Source organism: Pseudarthrobacter sp. KH_020_B (genome assembly GCF_057840185.1).
Genome location: NZ_CM174506.1, coordinates 3,008,042 through 3,030,724, shown reverse-complemented (window position 1 = coordinate 3,030,724; position 22,683 = coordinate 3,008,042). Strand labels below are relative to the sequence as shown.

The following is a 22,683-nucleotide window of genomic DNA, read 5'->3' as shown; positions in this document are numbered from 1 at the left end:
GCGTTGATCGCGCTTGCGCTCCCGGCCCAAGATTCAGGAGAGTTCAATCCTCCTGGAATTGAAGAAATGCACCTGCCGGCAATCCTGCCGTGGGGGGTGGCTGACGGATTCTCCAAGCAGATGCTGCTGGTAATCCTGTCGGTCGTCATTATCGCCACATTCTTTCTGCTAGCTGCGCGAAAGCAGCAGCTTGTTCCCGGCAAGCTCCAGTTCGCTGGTGAAATGGCTTATGGCTTTGTCCGAAACGGCATTGCAAAAGACATTATCGGCGGCAAAGACTTCATGAAGTACGTCCCGCTGTTGTTCAGCCTTTTCTTCTTCATTCTGGTGAACAACATCTACGGCGCCATTCCCGTGATCCAGCTTCCGAGCTTCTCGCACGTTGGCGGCGCCTATGTCCTCGCGGGCATTGTGTACGTCACCTGGATTGCCATCGGCATCAAGAAGAACGGCCTGAAGTACTTCAAGCTGGCCACCGTGCCGTCCGGCGTCCCGGTCTACATTCTCCCGATTGTGATCCCGATCGAGATCATCTCGAACTTCCTGGTCCGGCCGGTCACACACAGCCTCCGTCTCTTCGCCACCATGCTGGCAGGCCACCTGATCGTCATGATCGCCGGTTCCGGCATTGAGTTCCTGGTGATGCAGGAGAACATCCTGCTCAAGGGAACCTCCCTTCTGGTCATCGCCGGCGCAGTAGCCATGTACATGCTGGAAGCACTGATCATGGCCCTGCAGGCCTACGTCTTCACGCTGCTGACCGCCATTTACATCGAAGGCGCACTGCACGCGGACAGCCACTAGGCACCCACAAACTTCCCCTCACGGGGATGAAGCAACCCAAACAACCTGCCACATAGATGGCATCTTGAAAGGAAGAAAAATGGAAGGCACCATCAACGGCTCCCTCAACCTCATCGGATACGGTCTGTCCGCAATCGGCGGTGGTATCGGTGTTGGACTCGTGTTCGCCGCTTACATCAACGGCGTAGCACGTCAGCCGGAAGCCCAGCGCGTCCTGCAGCCGATCGCATTCCTCGGCCTCGCGCTGACTGAAGCCCTCGCCATCCTCGGCCTGGTCTTCGCTTTCGTTCTCTGAGTCTGACGAACCAAGCGAACATCCAGAACCGAGTAGATAAGGACGGGTGAATTATGAACCAGGTGATCATCTCAGCTGCCACAGCGGGCGAGACTAACCCACTGGTACCCAACGTCTGGGAAATGGGCGTTGTCTTCGCCGGCTTTGCTGTCCTCATGTTCATCGTGGTCAAGTTCGTTGTCCCGATGTTCGAGAAGACGTTTGCAGAGCGCGCAGAGGCAATCGAAGGCGGCATTGCCAAGGCTGAAAAGGCCCAGGCAGAAGCATCAGCCGCCCTCGAAGAGTACAAGCAGCAGCTCACGGACGCCCGCGCAGAAGCCAACCGCATCCGCGAGGAAGCCCGTGCAGAAGGCGCCCAGATCCTTGCTGATCTGAAGGAAAAGGCCGCTGCTGAGTCTGCCCGTATCACTGCCCAGGCACACGTGCAGATCGAATCGGAGCGCCAGGCCGCAGTTGTGTCCCTGCGCTCCGAGGTAGGCACGCTGGCAACCACGCTGGCAGGCCGCATCGTTGGCGAAGCCCTCAGCGATGACGAGCGTTCGGCCCGTGTGGTTGACCGCTTCCTGGCAGATCTGGAGAACCAGAACGCAGGTGCAGCTAAGTAATGTCAGGTGTATCGAGCGAATCGCTGACCACGGCGCTGACCAAACTGGAAGCCAAGCTTCCGTTGGCCTCGTTGGAGTTGGCAAAGGAACTCTTCGGAATCCTGGGAACGGTTGACAGCTCTGCTGGCTTGCGCCGCGCCCTGACTGACCCGTCCCGCACCGGCGACGCTAAGTCGGCGCTGGTCAAGCAGCTTGTTGGCGGAAAAGTCTCCGCTGATGCTGCGGACATCGCGGGCGGACTGGCCAGTTCACGCTGGGCATCAGCGCGAGATATCGGCGATGCACTCGAGACGCTTGCCGCAACGGTGGTTATTGCCGTTGCTGAAAACAAGTCGGCCGTTTCTGCCTCCGGAATCTCTGGGCTGGAAGAACTGGAGAACGATCTGTTCTCCTTCAACCAGGCCGTTGCCTCCAACCATGAGGTACAACGTGCTCTGTCGGAGCCGCAGGCCAGTGCCGCCGCGAAGATCGGCCTGGCGCAGAAGCTGCACCCCGGTGCCAGCGAGGAAGCAAAAGTCCTCCTTGGGCAGGCCGTATCCCAGCCCCGCGGCATCAAGCCGACCAAGCTCGTAGCCCGGTTCGCCGAGCTGGCAGCCAAACGGCAGCAGCGGTGGATTGCAACGGTCAGCGTCACCCGTCCCCTGACGGAGACACAGTTCGCCCGCCTCCAGGCAGGGCTCAACGCCCTGTACGGTCGCGAGCTCAAGGTCAATGTCACTGTTGATCCTGAACTGATCGGCGGAATCCGCGTCCAGGTGGGTGACGAAGTGCTCGACGCTTCGGTTGTCACCCGGCTGGGACAGCTTCACCGCCAACTGGCCGGTTAGCCGGACAAGCACAACTTAACGAAACGAAACCCCGGTCATCGTGAGCAACGATGATCACGAAAACAGGAGAGCAGGGACTGCAGATGGCCGAATTGACCATCAACGCCGACGACGTCCGTAATGCGTTGAACGAGTTCGCGGCGTCCTACGAACCCGGAAACGCAGAGCGCGTAGAGGTTGGCCGTGTAACGACCGCAGGTGACGGCATCGCCCGTGTTGAGGGCCTTCCCTCGGTCATGGCGAACGAGTTGCTTCGCTTTGAAGACGGCACCCTGGGCCTGGCCCAGAACCTTGACGTCCGCGAGATCGGTGTCATCATCCTCGGTGACTTCACCGGAATCGAAGAGGGCCAGGAAGTCCACCGCACGGGTCAGGTTCTGTCCGTACCGGTAGGCGACGCCTTCCTCGGCCGCGTGGTTGACCCCTTGGGCCAGCCCATCGACGACCTCGGCGAGATCAAGGCCGAGACCACCCGTGCACTGGAACTCCAGGCGCCCGGCGTGACCCAGCGTAAGTCGGTCCACGAGCCGATGCAGACCGGTCTGAAGGCTATCGACGCCATGATCCCGATCGGCCGTGGTCAGCGTCAGCTGATTATCGGTGACCGCCAGACCGGCAAGTCGGCTATCGCCATCGACACCATCATCAACCAGAAGGCCAACTGGGCTTCCGGCGATGTGACCAAGCAGGTGCGTTGCATCTACGTGGCAATCGGTCAGAAGGCATCCACCATCGCGGCCGTCCGTCAGACCCTTGAGGACAACGGCGCACTGGAATACACCACCATTGTGGCTTCCCCCGCGTCTGACCCCGCAGGCTTCAAGTACCTGGCACCGTACGCCGGTTCGGCCATCGGACAGCACTGGATGTATGGCGGCAAGCACGTCCTCATCGTGTTCGATGACCTCTCCAAGCAGGCTGAGGCCTACCGTGCAGTTTCACTGCTGCTCCGCCGCCCGCCGGGACGCGAAGCCTACCCGGGCGACGTCTTCTACTTGCACTCCCGCCTGCTGGAGCGTTGTGCCAAGCTCTCCGACGAGCTCGGTGCCGGCTCGATGACCGGCCTGCCGCTCATCGAAACCAAGGCAAACGACGTCTCTGCCTACATCCCGACCAACGTGATCTCCATTACCGATGGCCAGATCTTCCTGCAGTCGGACCTCTTCAACGCCAACCAGCGTCCGGCCGTCGACGTGGGTGTCTCTGTGTCCCGCGTTGGTGGTGCTGCGCAGGTCAAGTCCATGAAGAAGGTCTCCGGTACTTTGAAGCTGGAACTGGCCCAGTACCGTGACATGCAGGCTTTCGCCATGTTCGCATCGGACCTCGATGCCGCATCGCGCCAGCAGCTGACCCGCGGAGCCCGCCTCATGGAACTGCTCAAGCAAGGCCAGTACTCACCGTTCCCGATTGAGAACCAGGTTGTGTCCATCTGGGCCGGTACCAACGGACACCTCGACGAGGTTCCGGTTGAGGACATCAAGCGCTTTGAGACCGAATTCCTGCAGCACCTCAAGCACAAGTCCTCCATCCTGACCACGCTGGCGCAGACCAACGTTATGGACGATGACACAGCTGTTGCGCTGAAGACCGCAATTGTGGCCTTCAAAAAGGGCTTCTTCGGTGAGGGTGACAACCGCCTGGTAGGCGCTGGCCACGAGGAGCACGAAGCTATCTCCGAGGGCGACGTCGACCAGGAAAAAATCGTCAAGCAGAAGCGCTAGTTTCGCTGGCAGGGACTGCCGGAACCCGTTCGGGTTTCCGGCAGTCCCGGCCATCGGGATCTTAGGAAAGGAAAAGTATGGGAGCCCAGATTCGGGTCTACCGCCAGAAGATCAGCTCGACCACGTCGATGCGCAAGATCTTCAAGGCGATGGAACTGATCGCTACCTCGCGCATTGGCAAGGCCCGCGCACGCGTAGCGGCTTCACTGCCTTACGCAAACGCGATTACGCGTGCCGTTTCTGCTGTCGCAAGCCAGAGCGAAATCGACCACCCGCTGGTCACCGAGCCGGCGCAGATCCGCCGGGCCGCCGTTCTGGTCATCAGTGCTGACCGCGGCCTTGCAGGATCCTACTCGGCAACCGTGCTTAAGCAGGCGGTCGGTCTCACCGAGCTACTCCTCGAGGAGGGCAAAGAAGTCAAGACGTACGTGATGGGCCGCAAGGCTCAGGCGTACTTCGACTTCCGCAGCCTTCCTTACGAGCGTGTGTGGACCGGCAACACCGATTCGCCGGAGTTTGGAACTGCACGTGAGGTCGGCGCGGCGCTGCTCGAAGACTTCGCAACAGACTACGAAGAGGGCGGCGTCGACGAGATCCATGTCGTTTACACCCGCTTCAAGTCCATGGTGACGCAGGAGCCGACGGTTATCCGTCTGCTTCCGCTCGAGGTTGTCGAAGAGCAGGCGGCGTCCGAGTCGGACCTCCTGCCGCTCTACGAATTCGAGCCGGAAGCGGAGCAGGTTCTTGATGCCCTGCTGCCGCGCTACATCGAGTCACGCATTTTCGCCGCCATGTTGCAGGCAGCAGCTTCCGAGCTTGCAGCCCGCCAGCGGGCGATGAAGTCCGCCGGTGACAATGCCACGGACCTCATCAAGAAGTACACGCGTCTGCGCAACACTGCCCGTCAGGCTGAAATTACGCAGGAGCTTTCCGAAATCGTTGCCGGTGCCGACGCCTTGAGCGCGTCCTAGCCTGCACGGTCCGGTCCAGCTGTACCTGCACCAAAGAACGAACTTAAACCCCACGCCATCTACTGAGTGAAGTGAGAGAGATGACTGCCACTGCTACCGAACACGTAGCCGCAACGTCCGGTGCCACCGGCCGTATTGCACGTGTTATTGGCCCGGTTGTCGACGTCGAATTCCCGGCTGACGCAATCCCCCCGATTTACAACGCCCTCACCACGGAGATTACCCTCAACGGTGAGACCAAGACCGTCACGTTCGAGGTTGCCCTCCACCTGGGCGACAACCTCATCCGCGCCATCGCACTGCAGGCTACCGACGGACTCGTCCGCGGCACCAACGTAGTGGACACCGGTTCGCCCATCACCGTTCCCGTGGGCGACGGCGTCAAGGGCCACATCTTCAACGTCCTCGGCAAGCCGCTGGACGTTGACGAGTCCGAGATCCAGGCTTCGGACCACTGGTCAATCCACCGCAAGGCTCCCGCCTTCGCAACGCTTGAAGGATCCACCGAGATGCTGGAAACCGGCATCAAGGTCATTGACCTCCTCACCCCGTACATCAAGGGTGGAAAGATCGGCCTGTTCGGCGGCGCCGGTGTGGGCAAGACGGTTCTGATCCAGGAAATGATCACCCGTGTGGCCCGCAACTTCGGTGGTACTTCGGTATTCGCCGGTGTTGGCGAGCGTACCCGTGAAGGTAACGACCTCTGGGTCGAAATGGAAGAGGCAGGCGTCCTCAAGGACACCGCCCTTGTATTCGGCCAGATGGATGAGCCGCCGGGAACGCGCCTGCGCGTTGCACTGTCCGCTCTGACCATGGCGGAGTACTTCCGCGATGTGCAGAACCAGGACGTGCTGCTCTTCATCGACAACATCTTCCGCTTCACCCAGGCAGGCTCCGAGGTTTCCACCCTCCTCGGCCGCATGCCGTCGGCCGTGGGCTACCAGCCCAACCTGGCTGACGAGATGGGTCTCCTCCAGGAGCGCATCACGTCCACCAAGGGCCACTCGATCACCTCGATGCAGGCCATCTACGTTCCCGCAGATGACTACACCGACCCGGCCCCGGCCACGACCTTCGCACACCTGGACGCAACCACGGAACTTTCCCGTGAAATTGCTTCCCGTGGTCTGTACCCGGCCGTTGACCCGCTGACGTCGACGTCCCGCATCCTGGACCCGCAGTACATCGGTCAGGACCACTACAACACGGCTGTCCGTGTGAAGCAGATCCTGCAGAAGAACAAGGAACTCCAGGACATCATCGCCATCCTCGGTGTTGACGAACTGTCGGAAGAGGACAAGATCGTCGTGTCGCGTGCACGCCGTATCCAGCAGTTCCTCTCCCAGAACACCTACACCGCCAAGCAGTTCACCGGCGTCGAGGGCTCCACCGTGACCATCAAGGACACGGTTGAAGGCTTCACCGCTATCTGCGACGGCGACCTTGACCACGTTGCAGAGCAGGCGTTCTTCAACGTGGGCGGCCTGGACGATGTTGAGCGCCAGTGGGCCAAGATCCAGGAACAGACCAAGTAATATGGCTGAGCTTGAGGTTGAGATTGTCGCAGCGGATCACTTCGTGTGGTCCGGAGCGGCCAAGATGGTCAAGGCCCGCACCAGCGATGGTGAGATCGGAATCCTGCCCGGCCACTCGCCCCTGCTGGCGATCCTGGCCGAAGGTGAACTGGCCATTGAGCCGGTTTCCGGGAACCGCATTGCAGTGGCTGTTGACGGCGGATTCTTCTCCGTCGACAACAACCGCGTGGTGATTGTTGCTGACAACGCCCAACTGGGTGACGCGGCTACTGCTGGGATCCGCTAGCACGACCTTGATGGACGCTCCCACTCTTACGTTCATCGCCTTGGCAATCGTTTTTGGATTGCTGGTTTTTGCACTGTGCCTTTCGGGGGTGCGCCGCTTCAATCTGCGGCGCGCCCTTGGCACAGTGGACGCCTCCATTTGCATGGCTGGAAACAGCTGGCAGATGGGGGTTTGTCGTTATCAGGACAACGACCTTGAATGGTTCCGCCTGCTGTCCCTGAGTGTGCGTCCCAAACATAAGTTCAAACGCAGCTCCCTGGAGCTGCTGGGCCGCCGCAAGCCCACCGAGGCCGAGGCCGTGAAGGTCCAGCCCGACGTCGTGATTGTCGAGCTGCGGTACGAAGGCCAGGATCTGCGGCTGGCCATGAAATTCGATGCCTACACGGGGCTGTCCTCCTGGCTGGAAGCCGGGCCGGTCATCGGCGTGGGTACCTGGCGCTAGCCACGTGGACTGGATTGCTGATATCCGGTTGACCGACGGACCGGTGTACTGGGCCGCCTGGGTCCTTGGTGCCGCCGCCGCGCTGTCCCTGATCTGGCCTCCGCGCGCCCTTGGCCGCCGCCGCTGGTTCCTCAGTGTTGCCGCCGCCGCGGCCGCAGCCGCCGCCGTGGTGGCCCTGGTTCATTGGGTCCTCATCTATTGGGCCTCCACCTTCCCCGAAGAACTGCCGCTTGACGTCCTGGCGTGGGTGTTTCCGGCCGTGGCCGCCCTCCTGCTGGTGTTGCTCCGGCTCCCCACGGCGTCGTGGCGCCGCCGTGGGCTGGATGTGCTCGCCCTCCTGGCGGTGGTGCTGCTGGCCGCGGTGCAGATCAACGCATATTTCGGCCTCAACAGGACAGTTGCGGACCTGACGGGAACGGCGCTGACCCGCATCCCGGCCCTGGAACAGGAGCTGATGCGCCAGCCGGACAGTCCGGCAACGCATCTGGAGGGGTGGAAACCCGCCAGTGAGATCCCTGCCGACGGCGTTGTTCGGACCGCGTCCATTCCAGGAACGACCTCGGGCCTCCAGACACGCGACGCGTACATCTACCTGCCGCCGGCCTACTTTGCCTCGAACCGTCCCAGCCTTCCGGTGCTGGTTCTGGTGCCCGGCCAGCCCGGCGGCCCTGCCGACTGGTTGACCGGCGGGTCGCTCCCGGCCCGGATGGACGCCTTTGCTGCCCGGCACGGGGGAGTGGCGCCTGTTGTGGTGGTGGTTGATCCCAACGGCGACCAGTCAGCGAACAATCTCTGCATGGACAGCGCAATCGCCAAGGCAGACACTTACCTCGCAGTGGACGTGCCGGCCTGGATCTCGGGAACGTTGGACGTGGACCCCGACCACCGGAAATGGGCCATGGGTGGCTTCAGTTTTGGTGCCACCTGTGCGGTACAGATGGCCACCCGCCACCCGGAGCTGTACACGGGTGTTCTCGCCTTTTCCAGCGAGAGCGAGCCTGCGCTGGCCAAGGAACGCCAGAAAACGGTTGACGCGGCCTTCGACGGCGACACCGTCGCCTTTGATGCCCAGGTGCCGCTGACGCTGTTGAAGGAGCGGAAATATCCTGGCAGCGTGGCGTATTTCGCGGCCGGGGCCACGGACCCGGAGTTTGTGGCGAATCTGCGGACCCTTGAGGCGGCGGCCATCGGGGCAGGTTTCACCGTGGGCTCGGACGTGGTGGCGCATACCGGCCACTCGTGGGACGTGCTGACTCCTGGCATGGACAACGGGCTTGAGCTGCTGGCCGCACACTGGGGATGGGCCAAATGACGGATGCCGGCGAAACCCGTGCGCCGGCCCTGCTCTGGTCAACCGTTGTGCTTCCGGGTATCCGAAGACTGTGGGGCTACCTGCGGTCGGTGCCACTGACGCTCAGCATCCTCGGGATTTTCCTCTTGGTGGGGGCGGCGACCGGCAGCTTCCTCAGCGGGCCGCCGGAAGAGCTTCTTTCCCTCGCAGGTGTGAGCGCCCCTGGTCTGAAAGCCGGCAACTGGTGGTCCCTGGTGACGTCGCTGTTCTTCGCCACCAACCCGCTGGCCTATCTGGTGGCGTCCCTGATGATCCTGCTGCTGCTGGGCCTGGCCGAGAGGAACCTCGGGCCCCTCCAGGCGGCAGCGTTTTTCCTCGGTGGCCAGTTTGCTGCTGTCACAGTCTTCCTGCTCCTGACCCAGTTGGCGAGGTACGCGGGGGACGGCTGGCTGGGACTGATGGCGGACAACAGCCTGATCGGACCCTACGCCGCGGTCCTGGCGGCTTCGCTCGCCGCGAGTGGCAGGATTCCTGTGCTGTGGCGGCGCCGCCTTCGGACGGCGCTGCTCTCGGTGTCGCTCCTGCTGGTGCTGTACGTGGGGCATGCGGAGACCGTCATCGGCCTGCTGGGCGCAGCCGTGGGTCTCGCGGCCAGCTGGTGGAACCAGAGCGACCACGGCCAGCTTCACACGCCCCGCTCGAGCGGGAGGGAAACCAGGAACCTGCTTGCCCTGACGGTGGCCGTGTTCGCCGTGGGCCCCATCCTGACCGCCGTTGCCCGGACGCCTACCGGCCCGTTGGCGCTGCTCCGGGACGTGGTGTTGAATCCCATCCCCACACTGGGCCAGCTCGAAGCCAACTGTGGAGCAACAGTGGAGGCATCCTGCCTGGAGGTGGGGCGGGCGGGCTTCGCCGGACCCTTTGGCCTCGCCCTGGCAGTAGTACCGGTGGTTCTGCTCCTCATCTGTGCTGACGGAATGCGCCGCGGCCGCCGCATGGCACTGCGCATCACGTTGGCCCTTCAGCTGGCGGTCACGGCGATGGCCGCCGTCTACCTCGCCCTGTTCGCGCTGATCCCGCACTATCCCGCGCGGCCGCATACGGCCGCCATGGGTTCGGGTTTTGCCCACATCCTGCCTCTGGTGATCGTCCCACTGCTGCTGGCGGTCCTGCTCTGGGTTAACCGCCGCCAGTTCCGGGTCGAGACGATCCCCGCCGCCCGCCGTCGGCTCCTGGCGGTGGTAGGTGGCGTCTGGCTCTTCCTGGCCGGCAGCTACGCACTGGCCTGGTTTGCCGCTGGGGGAATGACGCGCGACGGCGGCCTGCTGGGCTTGCTGGCCGAACTGTCCAGGCAGTATCTGCCGGTACCACTGCCGAATCTCTACCGCCGGGTTTTTGCTGAACGGGACGGCCTTGAGTCCCTGATATTTGGCTACGCCGGACCGGTCTTCTGGCTTGTTGCCTTGGCCGGCGTCTGGTCCGTGCTCCTGGGCCGGCACCATGGCAGCGATTCGGGCCACGACGACAGGGCCGCCGCACGGAACCTGTTGCACGAGGGCGGCGATTCACTGTCGTGGATGGCCCTCTGGGAGCCCAACCGGTACTGGTTCAGCCCGGATGGACGCGGCGCCGTTGCCTACCAGCTGCACGGCAGTGTCGCCCTGACGCTGGCGGGCCCGTTCGGTGCGGCCGACTCCCGTCAGCGGACAGCTGAAGGGTTTCTTTCCTACTGCGGCAACCGCGCGCTCATCCCGGCCTTCTACTCGTGCGATGACACGCTGTGGCCCCTGCTGCAGGACCGGGGCTTCCAGCGCGTGTCGGTGGCGCAGGAGACCAGGTTGTCCGTCCGGCAACTCGAATTCACGGGCAAGGAATGGCAGAACGTCAGGACTGCGCGCAACCGGGCCGCCAAGATGGGCGTCAAGGCCGTTTGGGGCACTTACCACGGGCTTCCGTCCGCCCTGCGTGCGCGGCTCAGCGAAGTGTCGGAGGAATGGGCGGCAGGTAAGTCGGTGCCGGAAATGGGATTCACGCTGGGCGGCATGGATGAGCTGATGGACGACGAAGTGCTGTGCTGCCTGGCCGTGGATGGCGACGGCCACGTGCACGGGGTCACCAGTTGGTTGCCCGTTTACGACGGCGGGACGCTGGTCAGCCGCACACTGGACGTTATGCGCCGGGCTGCTGACGGATTTCCCGGGGTGATGGAGTTCCTGATTGCTTCGGCGGTCCTGGAGTTGCGCGAATCCGTGGAGGTGATCTCGCTCTCCGGGTCCCCGCTCGCCAGCCGGCCCGACGACGAGACGCCGGGGGAGCCGGTACCGGCCGAAAACCTCGTCCGCATCCTCGACGTGGTGGGCCACGCCCTCGAACCGGTCTACGGGTTCCGGTCCCTGGCAGCTTTCAAATCCCGTTTCAAACCCGAGTACCGGGCGCTTTACCTGTATTACCAGGATCCTTTGCAGTTGCCGGCGATCGGACGGGCCCTCACACGGGCCTATTTGCCCGGCCTTTCGCTGCGGCAGGGGGCCCGGCTGGTCCGGGGCCTGGTGGGCCAGGGAAACTGACCGTCGCAGGGCAAAGAAAAGATCCCCGGCACGGATGCCGGGGACCTTTTCTTCGCTGGAAGCCGCGTATACGGCGGCCGCCGGGCGGGGGACTAGACCAGCGTTACGCCGGTAGCCTGAGGGCCCTTGGCGCCCTGACCGATTTCGAACTGAACGCGCTGGTTCTCGTCGAGGGTCTTGAAGCCACCGGTCTGGATTTCCGAGTAGTGAACGAAGACATCGCCATCGGAGTCATCCGGGGTGATGAAGCCGAAGCCCTTTTCAGCGTTGAACCACTTGACGGTTCCCTGTGCCATTTATTTCTCCTCATTATGGAACTTGTCTAAGTCCGGCACACCTCGTGCCGGACTTGGTCACTCCGCGAGAAGAATCCTTCAATGCCGTTCCTGGGAACCTGCGCTGCAGGAGCTTCGCGCTCGCAACATGTCTTGCGAGCATGAAAAACACCTACACAAAGACTGGTCTAAGAATTTCACGCCGATTCCGTCAGGTCAACGCCTCTGAACGGCCAATACGGCAAATTTTGCGTAAAAAACCGGACGAATCCCCTTGTCAGGGGCCGCAGGCGTCACCGGTGCGGATTCCCGGCGTCAGAAAAGCCGGGAGTCACTGTCGTCCACACCGCGCATGGCATCGTAGTCCAGCGTGATGCAGTCGATGCCGCGGTCGTTCGCCAGCACCTTGGCCTGTGGCTTGATCTGCTGGGCAGCGAAGATGCCACGGACCGGTGCCAGCAGCGGATCGCGGTTCAGGAGTTCAAGGTAGCGGGTGAGCTGCTCCACGCCGTCGATGTCGCCCCGACGCTTGAGCTCGATGGCCACGGTGCCTCCGGTGGCGTCGCGGGCCAGGATGTCCACCGGGCCGATGGCGGTGAAGTATTCGCGGCGAATGAGGGAAAAGCCTGAGCCCAGGGTCTCGATCTGATCCGCGAGCAGACGCTGGAGGTCAGCTTCGACGCCGTCCTTGATCAGACCGGGGTCCACGCCAAGGTCGTGGGCGGACTCGTGCAGCTGCTCGTGGATGTTGATGATCAGGCGGTCATCGGTCTTGGCGGACTGGACGGTCCACTGTTCCGTGACGCCAAGCTCCAGGTCAACGTCCTCCGGCGAGGACACCCGCAGGGTTGCGGGCGGGCTCATCCAGTTCAGCGGCTTGTAGGAACCGCCGTCGGAATGAACCAGCACCGAGCCGTCGGCCTTGACCAGCAGGAGCCTGGTGGCAAGGGGGAGATGGGCTTTGAGCCGGCCAACATAATCAACTGAACATCGGGCTATGACAAGTCGCACGCCGTACACACTACCGGGGCTGGGGCAGAATGGAGGCATGCCGCGTTCCAACCGTCCCCGCCGCCCTGCCTCCGGAAAGCCGGGCGTAGCCGGCGGAAAGCCGGTAGGCAAGAAAGGCAACTGGGACGTTCCGGAGCTGGATTTGGAGCGGGCGCGGGCTGGAATCGCCCGGCGGGAAAGCGCGCCCGACGGCGAATGGATGGTCAGGACCATGACTGCCAGGAACGCCGAGAAGACGTATATTTGCCCCGGCTGTTCCACCGCTGTTGTCCCCGGCATCGCCCACCTGGTGGTGTGGAAGGACGATCATATCTTCGGTGCGGCCGCAGGCCTGGCAGAACGCCGCCACTGGCACACGAACTGCTGGTTGTCCCGGACCTACCGTTACCGCTGACAATCGGTGCCCCGCTGAAGCGGCGTCAACGGGCCGGAACACTGCGCTTGCGGCCGCCGGGAGTCGCTAAGCTTGCAGGCATGACTTTTGATCCGGCGTCGTACGAATTCAGCCAGCCAACAGGGCCCGCACCCATCCGCGCGTCAACGGTGCTGCCGGCCCGGCGCGAGAACGTCGAGCTCCGCACCGCGGATGGCCACACCCTGGTGGGGGAACTGGCGCTGCCCGAGTCCGGCCAGATCACCGCGACGCTGATCACCCTGCATCCGCTTCCGACGCACGGCGGTTTTATGGACTCGCACGTGTACCGCAAGGCGTCCTATCGGCTTCCTGCGCTGGCCGGCGTGGCCGTGCTTCGCTTCAACACCCGCGGGACGGCTTCGCCGCGCGGAACCAGTGCAGGTTCCTTCGAGGAGGGGATCGGCGAGCGGCAGGATGTTGAGGCGGCGGTGCGTTTCGCCGTCGAACGCCAGCTGCCCAACCGCTGGCTGGTGGGCTGGTCCTTCGGCACCGAGCTGGCGCTGATGTACGGTGCCGTTGAGCCGGTGGCGAGCCAGGTTGAAGGCGCAGTCCTGCTGTCGCCGCCGCTGCACCGCGCCACGGACGCCCACCTGCGCCTCTGGGCGGACTCCGCCAAGCCGCTCACCGTGCTCGTGCCGGAGCATGACGACTACCTCCAGCCCGCGGCCGCCGCTGAACGCTTCAGGCTGGTGCCACAGGCCCGGGTAGTAGGGGTCGACGGCGCCAAGCACCTTTGGGTGGGGGAGAAATACGCTTCCCGTGTGCTCAATGAAATCGTCGACGACGTGACGGAAGCAGGCTCCGGTCCAGTTGGGCTGCCGCAGGTGTGGAACGGCCCGGTGGCTACCTCAGCCGCCTAACGGACGGGTACGCCTAGTGCCCGTCCGTTAGTGCTTGTCCTGGCGGACGATGTAGATCTCCTTGACCAGGAGCAGGATGGCGGCCGCGGTGGGGATGGCGATGAGCGCGCCCAGGACTCCCAGCAGGCTGCCGCCGGCAATGACGGAGATCACGGCAACGGCCCCGGGCACCGCCACGGCTTTCTGCATGATGCGCGGCGAGATGAAGTAGGCCTCGAACTGGAGGTAGGCGAAGTAGCAGATGCCGTAGACGGCGGCGGTCTGCCAGCCCTCCGTCAGCGATACCAGCAGGACCACGACGCCGGCGATCATGCCGCCCACCAGGGGGATGAATGCCAGCAGGGCCACCACGAAGGCCAGCAAGAGGGCGAACGGGACACCCACAATGGACATCACGATGAACGCAAACGTGGCATTGAGCAATGCCACGCAGGCCTGCCCGATCACGTAGTTGCCCACGGAACGGGTGATCTCCTCGGAGAGGGCTTCCACCCGGGCCCGGCGGGACCGCGGGGCCAGCCGGTAGCCCCACTTCTTCATGGCCGGAAGGGCTGCCAGGAAGTAGAGGCTCAGGACCAGGACGATCAACGTGCCGAAGAGACCGTTGGCCAGGGTGGAACCGAAGCCCACCACACCGCCGAAGATCCCGCCCATCGCAGCAGGATCATTCACGAACTTGTCGAGTTCCTCGTTGATGCGGTCGCGGACACCGAACTCGTTATCAAGATTTCGGAAGAATTCAGAGTCGATGAAGTCCCGGACCCAGGTGGGTGCCTGCACCACAATTTGGGTGACCTGTTCCACGATCGTGGGGATGAGGGTAGCGAAGAACCCTCCCACCGCCACCACCAGGACCACAACGGCCAGAAGAATACCGACCGGGCGGGGAATCCGGCGGTTCTCCAGCCAGCCGACCACGGGTTCCAGGCCCAAGGCGATGAACAGCGCAGCCACAATCCACAGCAGCAGCTGCGTGGTGTTGGAGCCGATCCAGTAGACCAGCAGGGCGAGACCCACCCCTACGGTGCCCATAAAGCCCATATAGAGGGGATGTTGCATCGACATCCGGGGACCCAGACTGCCAAACTGCGCGGCAGTCCCGGCCGGCCTGCCCACTCCGGTGGCGGCAGGTTCGTCCGTGTGGTTGTATTCCGGCGGGATCTCAAACCGGAGCCTGGGCTGGGCGCCCGGCAGCGGCTGGCGCAGGCGCCGCACGAGCTGGCCAAAGGCTGCAGCGACGGAGCCCCGGCGCTTCGCCGTCGCAGGCATTTCCGGCGAGGTTTCCACAGCGCCAGCGGCCGGTTGATTTTCGTGTCCCGTGGAGGACTCTTCCGTCTTGTCAGTCACTGGATTATGGGGCCTGTTCCGTGCGTGGCGCCGCATTTGCGGGCCGATGTGATCATCATCGCAAACACTATCAGCAGCCTTGCGAACAGGAGCGAGGGCGCCCGACGGCTGGTCCTGGCGCCGCCGATTCCGGACTCCGCTGGCGCCCAAACGGGGGTTCTGGTAACAAAACGGTTACTATTGAAGGTAAACCCCCGCGAATGATAGGTGTTTCCTTTGCGCTTCAAGACTGCAGTTGCACTCGTGCTGCTCGGCCTCCTGACACTTCTGGCCGGTATCGGCCAGAAGACAATCTGGGCTCCCTCCGAGACCTTTACGGCTTCCGCCCCGGCAGATGCCGCGGAGGCGCCACTGACCGTCATCGACCAGAACCTGCGCACCGCGCAGGGCGGAACGGTGAAGATCAAGGTCGAAGGCGACGGCAATTTCCTGCTCGCCGCCGGCCGGCCTGACGACGTGGACGCCTGGGTGGGCCCGACGGCCCACAACACCATCACGGGGGTGTCCGAGGACAACAAATCCCTCCAGGTTGAGCACGCCGACGGCGACGCCACGGCGCCGAATCCGTCCGGATCCGACCTCTGGGTGTCCACCGAAAACGCGAGTGGCGAGCTGGAGTACTCATGGACTCCGCCCGCGGACGGCGAATGGTCGCTGCTGCTGGCGTCCGATGGCACCAAGCCTGCACCGTCGTCGATCTCCATGACGTTCCCGAATGACACCTCCACCCCGTGGGCCGTCCCGCTCATGGTGATTGGCGGCCTGTTGATCCTCGCCGGCATTGCCCTGGTGGTCCTGTCCGCACGCAAGCGGGACGGCGAAGGCAACGGCACGGGAAGCCTGTTCGCCCGGCGCGCCCGGGCCAAGGCCGAGGCAAGGTCCGCCTCACGGCTCGGCATGGTTTCCGGCGGCATGGTCACCGCCGCCGTGACGGCCCTTGTGGTGGCAGGCACGGGTGCCGTTGCGCAGGCGGCCACCACCCCCGCGCCTGCCCCTGCCACCGGATCCCCGTCGCCGGAGGCCGCCCAGGCCGCGCCCGTCCTCTTGGACGCCCAGTTCCGCAGGATCCTGGAGCAGGTCTCCAGTGCCGCCGACGCCGGCGACGCAGCAAAGGACGCAGCCAAGCTCGCAGACCGCGTAGCCGGGACGGAGCTTGAGGTCCGTACCCAGAACTACAAGATCCGTTCCCAGGTGGGCACCTATGAAGCCCGGATGCCCGTCCGTTCCACCAAGCTCCTCACCACGGTGGTCACCAGCGACCGCAGCTGGCCCCGTTCGGTCCTTGCCGTGACGCAGGGTGACGGCAACGTTGTCCCGCAGCTGCTCACGCTGGTCCAGCCCTCGCCGCGGGAGAACTACAAGCTGACCGAAACCACCCCGCTGCAGCCGGGAACCACCTTCCCCGCCATCGGCCGGGACGGCACCGACACGCTGGCCGCCAACGACAAATCCGGCCTGCTGTACAGCGGCGAAGAGGCCCTGGCCGGGCTGGCCGACCGCCTGACCAATTCAGAGTCGAGCTTCAAGGACAAGCTGGTGGAGGGCGCATCGTCGCCGTACATCGCCGACACGCTCTCCTACCAGGCCGAGGTGGTCAAGTCGGGCGAAAACGGCAACTTCTCCTTCACCCACAAGGTGGTACCGGAAAGCACTGTGGTGTTCCGTACGGCCGACGGCGGGGCGCTGGTGCTGGGCCGGATCAACTTCGGCTTTGATGGCACGCCCAAGGCCTCCGGTGACAAACTCACCATCGGTGACGACGCCGCGGCGCTCGCAGGCGGCAAGGAAACCACCACCGGCATGGTCCTGAACTTTGCTGAATCAATGGCGGTCTACGTCCCGCCGGCAGGTTCGACGGATCCCATCAAGCTGGTGGCCGCAACGCGCGGGCTGGTAGGCGCAAGCTTCAAGTAGGCCCGGAAGCACCCTGATGCAGTACCCCCGGCAGCGGCCGGAGTGGCTAGAGTGGAAAGCATGAGTTCGCCAGCTTCCCGCCCAGTCCCTCCAGCCGCTGCCAGCCTGCTTAACCTGCGTGGCGCCGTCGACCTTTCATCCCTGAAACAGCGACAGGCGCCGCCTGCGGCTCCCGGCAATCCGCCGGTTCCCGGGGATTCGGGTGCCAGCGCAGAAGCAGGTGCGGGAACGCCCGACGGCGGCGCGGGGCCGCTGCGGGTCACCGTCACCGAAGGCAATTTCCAGGAACTCGTGGAGCTTTCCGCCCAGGTGCCGGTGGTCTTCGCGCTGTGGGCGGCGTACTCGCCGGAATCCGCCGCGATGCTCGACTCGCTGGAGCGGGTCATCAACAGCTACGGGGGCCGCCTGGTACTGGGGGCGGCGGACATCGAGGCCTTCCCGCAGCTGGCGCAGGCCTTCCAGGTCCAGGCCGTCCCCACGGCCGTCGCCGTCCTCAAGGGCCAGCCTGTTCCGCTCTTCCAGGGCGGCGCCGAGGAGGCCCAGATCCGGCCCCTCCTGGATGAACTGCTGAAAGTGGCGGCGGCCAACGGTGTCACGGGCAGCCTCGGCGGTGGCAATGCGCCCTCAGAGACTGAACCGGCACCCCTTCCGCCGCTGCACCAGGCCGCCTTCGACGCCATTGAAGCGGGCGACTATGAGGCAGCCGCCGTGGCCTACCGCCAGGCCCTGCTGGAAATGCCCGCCGACACCGAGGCCAAGGCCGGGCTGGCCCAGGTGGAGCTGATGGGCCGGCTCCAGCCGCTCTCCGCCGAGGACTCCGAAGCATTGCGTACCCTCGCCGCCAACGAACCTGACAACCTGGCCGCCCAGCTGGGCGTGGCGGACCTGGACGTGGCCGGCGGCCACGTGGAGGACGCGCTGAACCGCGTGGTCAGCTTCATCGGCCGGAACTTCGGCCCGGAACGGGAGACGGCCCGCGTCCGGCTCCTGGAGCTCTTTGATGTGGTGGGCACGTCCGACCCCCGTGTTGCCAAGGCACGCCAAGGACTCGCCCGGGTCCTGTTCTAGTGCCGGCCCTGTTCGAGCCGCTCAAGCTCCGTTCCCTGGAGCTCACGCACCGCGGCTGGGTGTCACCGATGTGCCAGTACAGCTGCGGTCCCGACGGCGCCCCGGGGGTTCCGAACGACTGGCACCTGATGCATCTGGGCTCCTTCGCCGCGGGCGGCGCCGCGTTGATCCTCACCGAGGCAGCCGCCGTGAATGCGGCCGGCAGGATCAGCCCCCGCGACGCCGGGCTGTACAACGACGAACAGGCCGAAGCCTGGCAGCGGATCACGTCCTTTGTGCACCGGCATGGTGCCGCGGACGCGAAGATCGGCGCCCAGCTTGCCCACGCCGGCCGGAAAGCGTCCACCTACTGGCCGTTCGCCGGGCAGCGGGGGAGCGTCCCTGAGTCCGACGGCGGCTGGCCCACGGTGGGCCCATCAGGGCTTGCCTTCGACGGCTATGCCGAACCCGCCGCGATGACCGAGGCGCAGATCCAGGATGTCATTGCCGATTTCGCGGCGGCCGCCGTGCGTGCCGTGGACGCCGGTTTCGACACCGTGGAGATCCATGGTGCGCACGGGTACCTCCTGCACCAGTTCCAGAGCCCGCTGATCAATACCCGGACCGATTCCTGGGGCGGGGACGAAGCCGGACGCAACCGCCTGATGCTCGCCGTCGTTGATGCCGTCCGCAGTGTCATCCCCGAATCAATGCCCCTGCTGCTGCGTATTTCGGCCACCGACTGGGCGCCGGGCGGCGTCGATGTCGAGGCTTCGGTCCGGCTGGCCGCCCAGGCGGCGGAGCACGGGGTGGACCTTATCGACGTCTCCAGCGGAGGCGCCGTGGCCCAGCAGGACATCAGGCCGGGTCCGGGCTATCAGACGGAGTTCTCCGCACGCATCCGCCGGGAAGCCGGGATCCCCACGGGCACCGTGGGCCTGCTGACGTCCGCAGGCCAGGCCGAGCATGCCGTGGCCACCGGGCAGGCCGACGGCGTGTTTATTGCCCGGGCAGCGCTCCGGGATCCGCACTGGTGGCTCCGGGCGGCGTTTGAACTGGGGCATGACCTCCCCTGGGCACCGCAGTACGAACGGGCCGTACCGCGGCATTCGTTCTAGGCTCTACTACGCCTTTGGCCCTACTCCTGCGGGACGACCCCTTCGGCAGGGCCCTGGGTCTAGGCTGGCATCATGACTGCTCCGCATACTGATCCCCACTCCGATCCGGTGGCGCACACCGGGCCCGTTCCTGCCTTGTCCATCCGCGGCCTCGCCAAGCGTTTCGGCCGAAAAATCGCCGTGGACGGCATCAGCCTCGACGTCCCGGCAGGTTCATTCTTTGGCATTGTGGGGCCCAACGGCGCCGGCAAGACCACTACATTGTCCATGGCCACCGGCCTGCTGCGGCCGGACTTCGGTACAGCCGTGGTCCACGGAGTGGACGTCTGGTCCCGGCCGCTGGAGGCCAAGAAGCTGATGGGCATCCTCCCTGACGGTGTGCGCCTCTTTGACCGGCTCACCGGCGAGCAGCTGGTCACCTATGCCGGGCTGCTGCGTGGCATGGATAAAGACGTGGTGGCCGCCCGCGTGGGTGAGCTGCTGGCGGCCCTGGACCTCAGCGCGGACGCCGGGACCCTCGTGGTGGATTATTCGGCAGGCATGACAAAGAAGATCGCCCTGGCCTCTGCCCTGATCCACGCCCCGCGGCTGCTGGTGCTCGATGAGCCCTTCGAGTCCGTGGACCCCGTCTCGGCGGCCAACATCCGGTCCATCCTGGACAGTTATGTGGCCTCCGGCGGGACGGTGATGGTCTCGAGCCACGTGATGGACCTGGTCCAGCGTATGTGCGACCACGTCGCCGTGGTGGCTGCCGGAAGGCTCCTCGCTGCCGGGACAGTGGACGAGGTCCGTGCCGGGGCAACGCTGGAAGAAAGGTTCGTCCAGCTTGTCGGCGGACGCAACCACACGGAGGGCCTGGAATGGTTGCGCACCTCCTAAGGCTGAAACTGACCCTGCTGCGGAACGGCCTTCGCCGCAGCCCCTTGCAGCTTGTGGGCTTGGCGTTCGGCGGCCTCTACGCCTTGGGGCTGGTGGGCGTACTGGTTGTGGCACTGATCCTGCTGCGCACTGAAGACCCCCAACTGGCCCAGACGGTTGTAGTTCTTGGTGGTTCAGCGGCCTTCCTGGGCTGGGGCCTCATTCCGGTGGTCGCGTCCGCCGTGGACCTGACCCTGGACCCTGCCCGCTTCACCACCTCCGCCATCCCCATGCGCCAGCTGCTCACGGGGCTGGCCCTCGGCGGGCTGATCGGTATCCCCGGCCTGGCCACCGCGCTCGCAGCGCTCGCCACCGTGTGGACCTGGGCCCGTGGCCCCGTTCCGGCGGTTGCCGCACTGGTGGGTGCCGCCGTCGGCGTTATGACATGTATTGTCCTGTCCAAGGTGGTCACCACCGCCACCGCCAGCCTGGCGTCGTCGCGCCGGTTCAAGGATGTCAGCGCCATCGCATTTATGGTCCCGCTGGTCCTGATGGGCCCGATCGTCGCTGGCGTGGGCAGGGGCATTTCCGCTTCTGCCGGTTTCCTGCCGGAGCTGGCTGCCACCTTGTCCTGGACGCCCCTTGGTGCCGCGTGGTCCCTCGGTGGTGATGTGGCGGCTGGCCGCCCGGGAGCGGCCGCGCTGAAACTCGTGATTGCCGTTGCAACCCTCGCGGTCCTGGCCTGGTGCTGGAAACTGCTCCTTGAACGGGCCCTGGTCAACCCGCCCTATGCCGGCAGCGGGAGCCGCAAGGGTGGGAAGCTGGGTTTGTTCGACCTGCTGCCGGCCACACCGGCCGGGGCAGTGACAGCGCGGGCGCTGACCTACTGGCTGCGCGATCCCCGCTATTCCGGTTCCCTGGTGGTGGTCCCGCTGCTCCCCATCCTGCTGGTGTTCCAGGGCAGCCAGTCCGGTGATTACGGAGTGCTGGCGGTCGCTGCACCGCTGGCTGCCTTCCTGCTGGCCTGGTCCATCTCAGCGGACGTCTCCTATGACAACACGGCATTCGCGCTGCATGTGGCCACGGGTGTCCGCGGCGTGGACGACCGGCTGGGCAGGGCGTTGGCCTGCCTGGTTTTTGCCCTGCCCGTGGTGCTGATCTTTGCGGTGGGCCAGTACTTCTTTACGGGCAGCTGGTCGGAACTGCCCGGCCAGTTGGGCCTGAGCCTGGGCATCCTGTTCACCGGGCTTGGCTTGTCGTCCGTGGTCTCGGCACGCTACACGGCGGCCGTCCCGTTGCCCGGGGACAGCCCGTTCAAGAAACCGCCGGGCAATGTAGGGCAGACCCTGGTGGTGCAGTTTGCCGGCATGGGCGTCCTGGGCCTGCTGGTCCTGCCCGAGATGGGCCTGCTCATCGCGCAGCTGGTCACGGGGAATGCCCTGTTCGGGTGGGCCAACCTGGCCGTCGGCCTGATGCTGGGACTGGCTTTGTTTGGGGCGGGTATTCGGCTGGGCGGAAAGTGGCTCGATGCCCGCGGACCCGAACTGCTGGCCCAACTGACCGTCAACCGCTGATTCCGTAAAAGACCAGAAAGGCAGCCGGACATGGAAGTTGTCATCCTCCAGGGCAGCAAGCAGATCGGAAAACTCGCCGCGGATGCGATCGAGGCCCTGCTCCGGCGCAAGCCCAACGCTGTGCTTGGCCTCGCCACCGGGTCATCGCCGCTGCCCGTCTATGACGAACTGGCGGCGCGCCACGAGCGTGACGGGCTGGACTTCAGCCAAGCGCACGCCTTCGCCCTTGATGAATACGTGGGACTGGAGCACGGGCATCGGGAGTCCTACCGGGAAGTCATCCGGCGGGAATTCACCAGCCGGGTCAACATCGCCGAAGGCAACGTTCATACGCCTGACGGTGCGGCCGCGGACCTGCCCGCGGCCTGTTCGGCCTACGAGGAGGCCATGCGGGCAGCGGGCGGCGTGGACCTGCAGCTCCTGGGTGTGGGTACGGATGGCCACATCGGCTTCAACGAGCCCAGTTCCTCGCTCGCATCCCGGACCCGCATCAAAACGCTGATCGAGCAGACCCGCCGGGACAACGCCCGGTTCTTCGGCAGCCTGGCCGAGGTGCCGCACCACGTGGTGACCCAGGGGCTCGGCACCATTCTCGAGGCCCGGCACGTTGTCCTCATCGCTACCGGGGCACAGAAGGCACCGGCCGTCCGCGACTTCGTGGAAGGACCCGTCGCCGCCATCTGCCCGGCCTCGGTCCTCCAGTTCCACCCGCACGCCACCATCCTGGTGGATCAGGCCGCAGCATCGTCGCTGAAGCTCGCCGACTTCTACCGGCACACGTACGATCACAAGCCTGCCTGGCAGGAGCTGTAATTCCGGCCACACCACGGGCGGGCGCATACCGGCGTTGCGCGGAACGGCCGACGGCGGCGGGTGCGGTGAGTGCAAAACGGTCCTCCCGCCGTGGAACGTCCGCCGTC

22 protein-coding genes are annotated in these 22,683 nt (G+C 64.8%); 19 read left to right on the top strand and 3 right to left on the bottom strand.

Translation table 11 applies throughout. The features are described from left to right. The first annotated feature begins 3 nt into the window (after positions 1-3). The 11 genes from atpB (at position 4) to AC3IT0_RS13920 (ending at position 11,344) form a co-directional block, all read left to right on the top strand. On the top strand, positions 4-804 hold the full coding sequence (gene atpB / locus AC3IT0_RS13970) for a F0F1 ATP synthase subunit A (protein WP_056349417.1): 801 nt from the start codon (positions 4-6) through the stop codon (positions 802-804). A 79-nt stretch (positions 805-883) separates the two neighbouring features. After that, complete coding sequence (gene atpE, locus AC3IT0_RS13965) at positions 884-1,099, top strand: ATP synthase F0 subunit C (RefSeq protein WP_056349415.1); 216 nt, start codon at positions 884-886, stop codon at positions 1,097-1,099. Positions 1,100-1,152: 53 nt separating this feature from the next. Then, complete coding sequence (locus tag AC3IT0_RS13960) at positions 1,153-1,704, top strand: F0F1 ATP synthase subunit B (protein ID WP_489320356.1); 552 nt, start codon at positions 1,153-1,155, stop codon at positions 1,702-1,704. After that, a complete protein-coding gene (locus tag AC3IT0_RS13955; protein ID WP_489320355.1) occupies positions 1,704-2,531 on the top strand; it encodes a F0F1 ATP synthase subunit delta in 828 nt (275 codons plus the stop codon). Before AC3IT0_RS13960 ends, AC3IT0_RS13955 begins: the two co-directional genes overlap by 1 nt. Positions 2,532-2,614: 83 nt before the next feature. Then, positions 2,615-4,252 carry a F0F1 ATP synthase subunit alpha gene (gene atpA, locus AC3IT0_RS13950; protein WP_489323802.1) on the top strand — a complete coding sequence of 546 codons (1,638 nt, stop codon included), beginning with the start codon at positions 2,615-2,617 and terminating at the stop codon, positions 4,250-4,252. Between the two features lie 77 nt (positions 4,253-4,329). Continuing rightward, on the top strand, positions 4,330-5,223 hold the full coding sequence (locus AC3IT0_RS13945) for a F0F1 ATP synthase subunit gamma (protein ID WP_489320354.1): 894 nt from the start codon (positions 4,330-4,332) through the stop codon (positions 5,221-5,223). Positions 5,224-5,303: 80 nt separating this feature from the next. Then, on the top strand, positions 5,304-6,758 hold the full coding sequence (atpD, locus tag AC3IT0_RS13940) for a F0F1 ATP synthase subunit beta (protein WP_489320353.1): 1,455 nt from the start codon (positions 5,304-5,306) through the stop codon (positions 6,756-6,758). A 1-nt stretch (position 6,759) separates the two neighbouring features. Next, the gene (locus tag AC3IT0_RS13935; protein ID WP_056349400.1) at positions 6,760-7,044 is read left to right on the top strand and encodes a F0F1 ATP synthase subunit epsilon; all 285 of its coding nucleotides are present in this window, start codon (positions 6,760-6,762) and stop codon (positions 7,042-7,044) included. Between the two features lie 10 nt (positions 7,045-7,054). Beyond that, positions 7,055-7,486 (top strand): DUF2550 domain-containing protein, encoded by a 432-nt coding sequence (locus AC3IT0_RS13930; protein ID WP_489320352.1) that lies wholly within the window; start codon positions 7,055-7,057, stop codon positions 7,484-7,486. 4 nt (positions 7,487-7,490) lie between these two features. After that, positions 7,491-8,798 carry an alpha/beta hydrolase gene (locus AC3IT0_RS13925; RefSeq protein ID WP_489320351.1) on the top strand — a complete coding sequence of 436 codons (1,308 nt, stop codon included), beginning with the start codon at positions 7,491-7,493 and terminating at the stop codon, positions 8,796-8,798. Continuing rightward, complete coding sequence (locus tag AC3IT0_RS13920; protein WP_489320350.1) at positions 8,795-11,344, top strand: bifunctional lysylphosphatidylglycerol flippase/synthetase MprF; 2,550 nt, start codon at positions 8,795-8,797, stop codon at positions 11,342-11,344. Before AC3IT0_RS13925 ends, AC3IT0_RS13920 begins: the two co-directional genes overlap by 4 nt. A 92-nt stretch (positions 11,345-11,436) precedes the next feature. On the opposite strand, the gene AC3IT0_RS13915 is transcribed toward AC3IT0_RS13920, so the two are convergent. Together AC3IT0_RS13915 and nucS are read right to left on the bottom strand one after the other, a co-directional pair. Beyond that, positions 11,437-11,640 (bottom strand): cold-shock protein, encoded by a 204-nt coding sequence (locus AC3IT0_RS13915; RefSeq protein WP_011692441.1) that lies wholly within the window; start codon positions 11,638-11,640, stop codon positions 11,437-11,439. A 294-nt stretch (positions 11,641-11,934) separates the two neighbouring features. Continuing rightward, complete coding sequence (gene nucS, locus AC3IT0_RS13910; RefSeq protein ID WP_489320349.1) at positions 11,935-12,630, bottom strand: endonuclease NucS; 696 nt, start codon at positions 12,628-12,630, stop codon at positions 11,935-11,937. A gap of 37 nt (positions 12,631-12,667) precedes the next feature. Here nucS and AC3IT0_RS13905 point away from each other — a divergent pair, with 37 nt between their 5' ends. Together AC3IT0_RS13905 and AC3IT0_RS13900 are read left to right on the top strand one after the other, a co-directional pair. Beyond that, positions 12,668-13,024 (top strand): ATP/GTP-binding protein, encoded by a 357-nt coding sequence (locus tag AC3IT0_RS13905; RefSeq protein WP_489320348.1) that lies wholly within the window; start codon positions 12,668-12,670, stop codon positions 13,022-13,024. Positions 13,025-13,104: 80 nt separating this feature from the next. Continuing rightward, the gene (locus AC3IT0_RS13900) at positions 13,105-13,905 is read left to right on the top strand and encodes an alpha/beta hydrolase (RefSeq protein WP_489320347.1); all 801 of its coding nucleotides are present in this window, start codon (positions 13,105-13,107) and stop codon (positions 13,903-13,905) included. A gap of 27 nt (positions 13,906-13,932) precedes the next feature. Here the strand turns inward: AC3IT0_RS13900 and AC3IT0_RS13895 are convergent, their stop codons facing one another. After that, positions 13,933-15,288 carry an AI-2E family transporter gene (locus tag AC3IT0_RS13895; protein WP_489320346.1) on the bottom strand — a complete coding sequence of 452 codons (1,356 nt, stop codon included), beginning with the start codon at positions 15,286-15,288 and terminating at the stop codon, positions 13,933-13,935. Positions 15,289-15,468: 180 nt separating this feature from the next. On the opposite strand from AC3IT0_RS13895, the gene AC3IT0_RS13890 reads away from it, so the two are divergent. From AC3IT0_RS13890 to nagB, 6 genes are all read left to right on the top strand, one after another. Continuing rightward, positions 15,469-17,166 (top strand): DUF8094 domain-containing protein, encoded by a 1,698-nt coding sequence (locus AC3IT0_RS13890; protein WP_489320345.1) that lies wholly within the window; start codon positions 15,469-15,471, stop codon positions 17,164-17,166. A gap of 60 nt (positions 17,167-17,226) precedes the next feature. After that, positions 17,227-18,234 (top strand): co-chaperone YbbN, encoded by a 1,008-nt coding sequence (locus AC3IT0_RS13885; protein ID WP_489320344.1) that lies wholly within the window; start codon positions 17,227-17,229, stop codon positions 18,232-18,234. Next, the gene (locus AC3IT0_RS13880; RefSeq protein ID WP_489320343.1) at positions 18,234-19,331 is read left to right on the top strand and encodes an NADH:flavin oxidoreductase/NADH oxidase; all 1,098 of its coding nucleotides are present in this window, start codon (positions 18,234-18,236) and stop codon (positions 19,329-19,331) included. The genes AC3IT0_RS13885 and AC3IT0_RS13880 overlap by 1 nt, the downstream gene beginning before the upstream one ends. A gap of 72 nt (positions 19,332-19,403) precedes the next feature. After that, the gene (locus tag AC3IT0_RS13875) at positions 19,404-20,210 is read left to right on the top strand and encodes an ABC transporter ATP-binding protein (protein ID WP_489320342.1); all 807 of its coding nucleotides are present in this window, start codon (positions 19,404-19,406) and stop codon (positions 20,208-20,210) included. Further along, the gene (locus tag AC3IT0_RS13870) at positions 20,192-21,763 is read left to right on the top strand and encodes a transporter (protein ID WP_489320341.1); all 1,572 of its coding nucleotides are present in this window, start codon (positions 20,192-20,194) and stop codon (positions 21,761-21,763) included. Before AC3IT0_RS13875 ends, AC3IT0_RS13870 begins: the two co-directional genes overlap by 19 nt. A gap of 30 nt (positions 21,764-21,793) precedes the next feature. Next, positions 21,794-22,576 (top strand): glucosamine-6-phosphate deaminase, encoded by a 783-nt coding sequence (nagB, locus tag AC3IT0_RS13865; protein ID WP_489320340.1) that lies wholly within the window; start codon positions 21,794-21,796, stop codon positions 22,574-22,576. Positions 22,577-22,683: the final 107 nt, after the last annotated feature.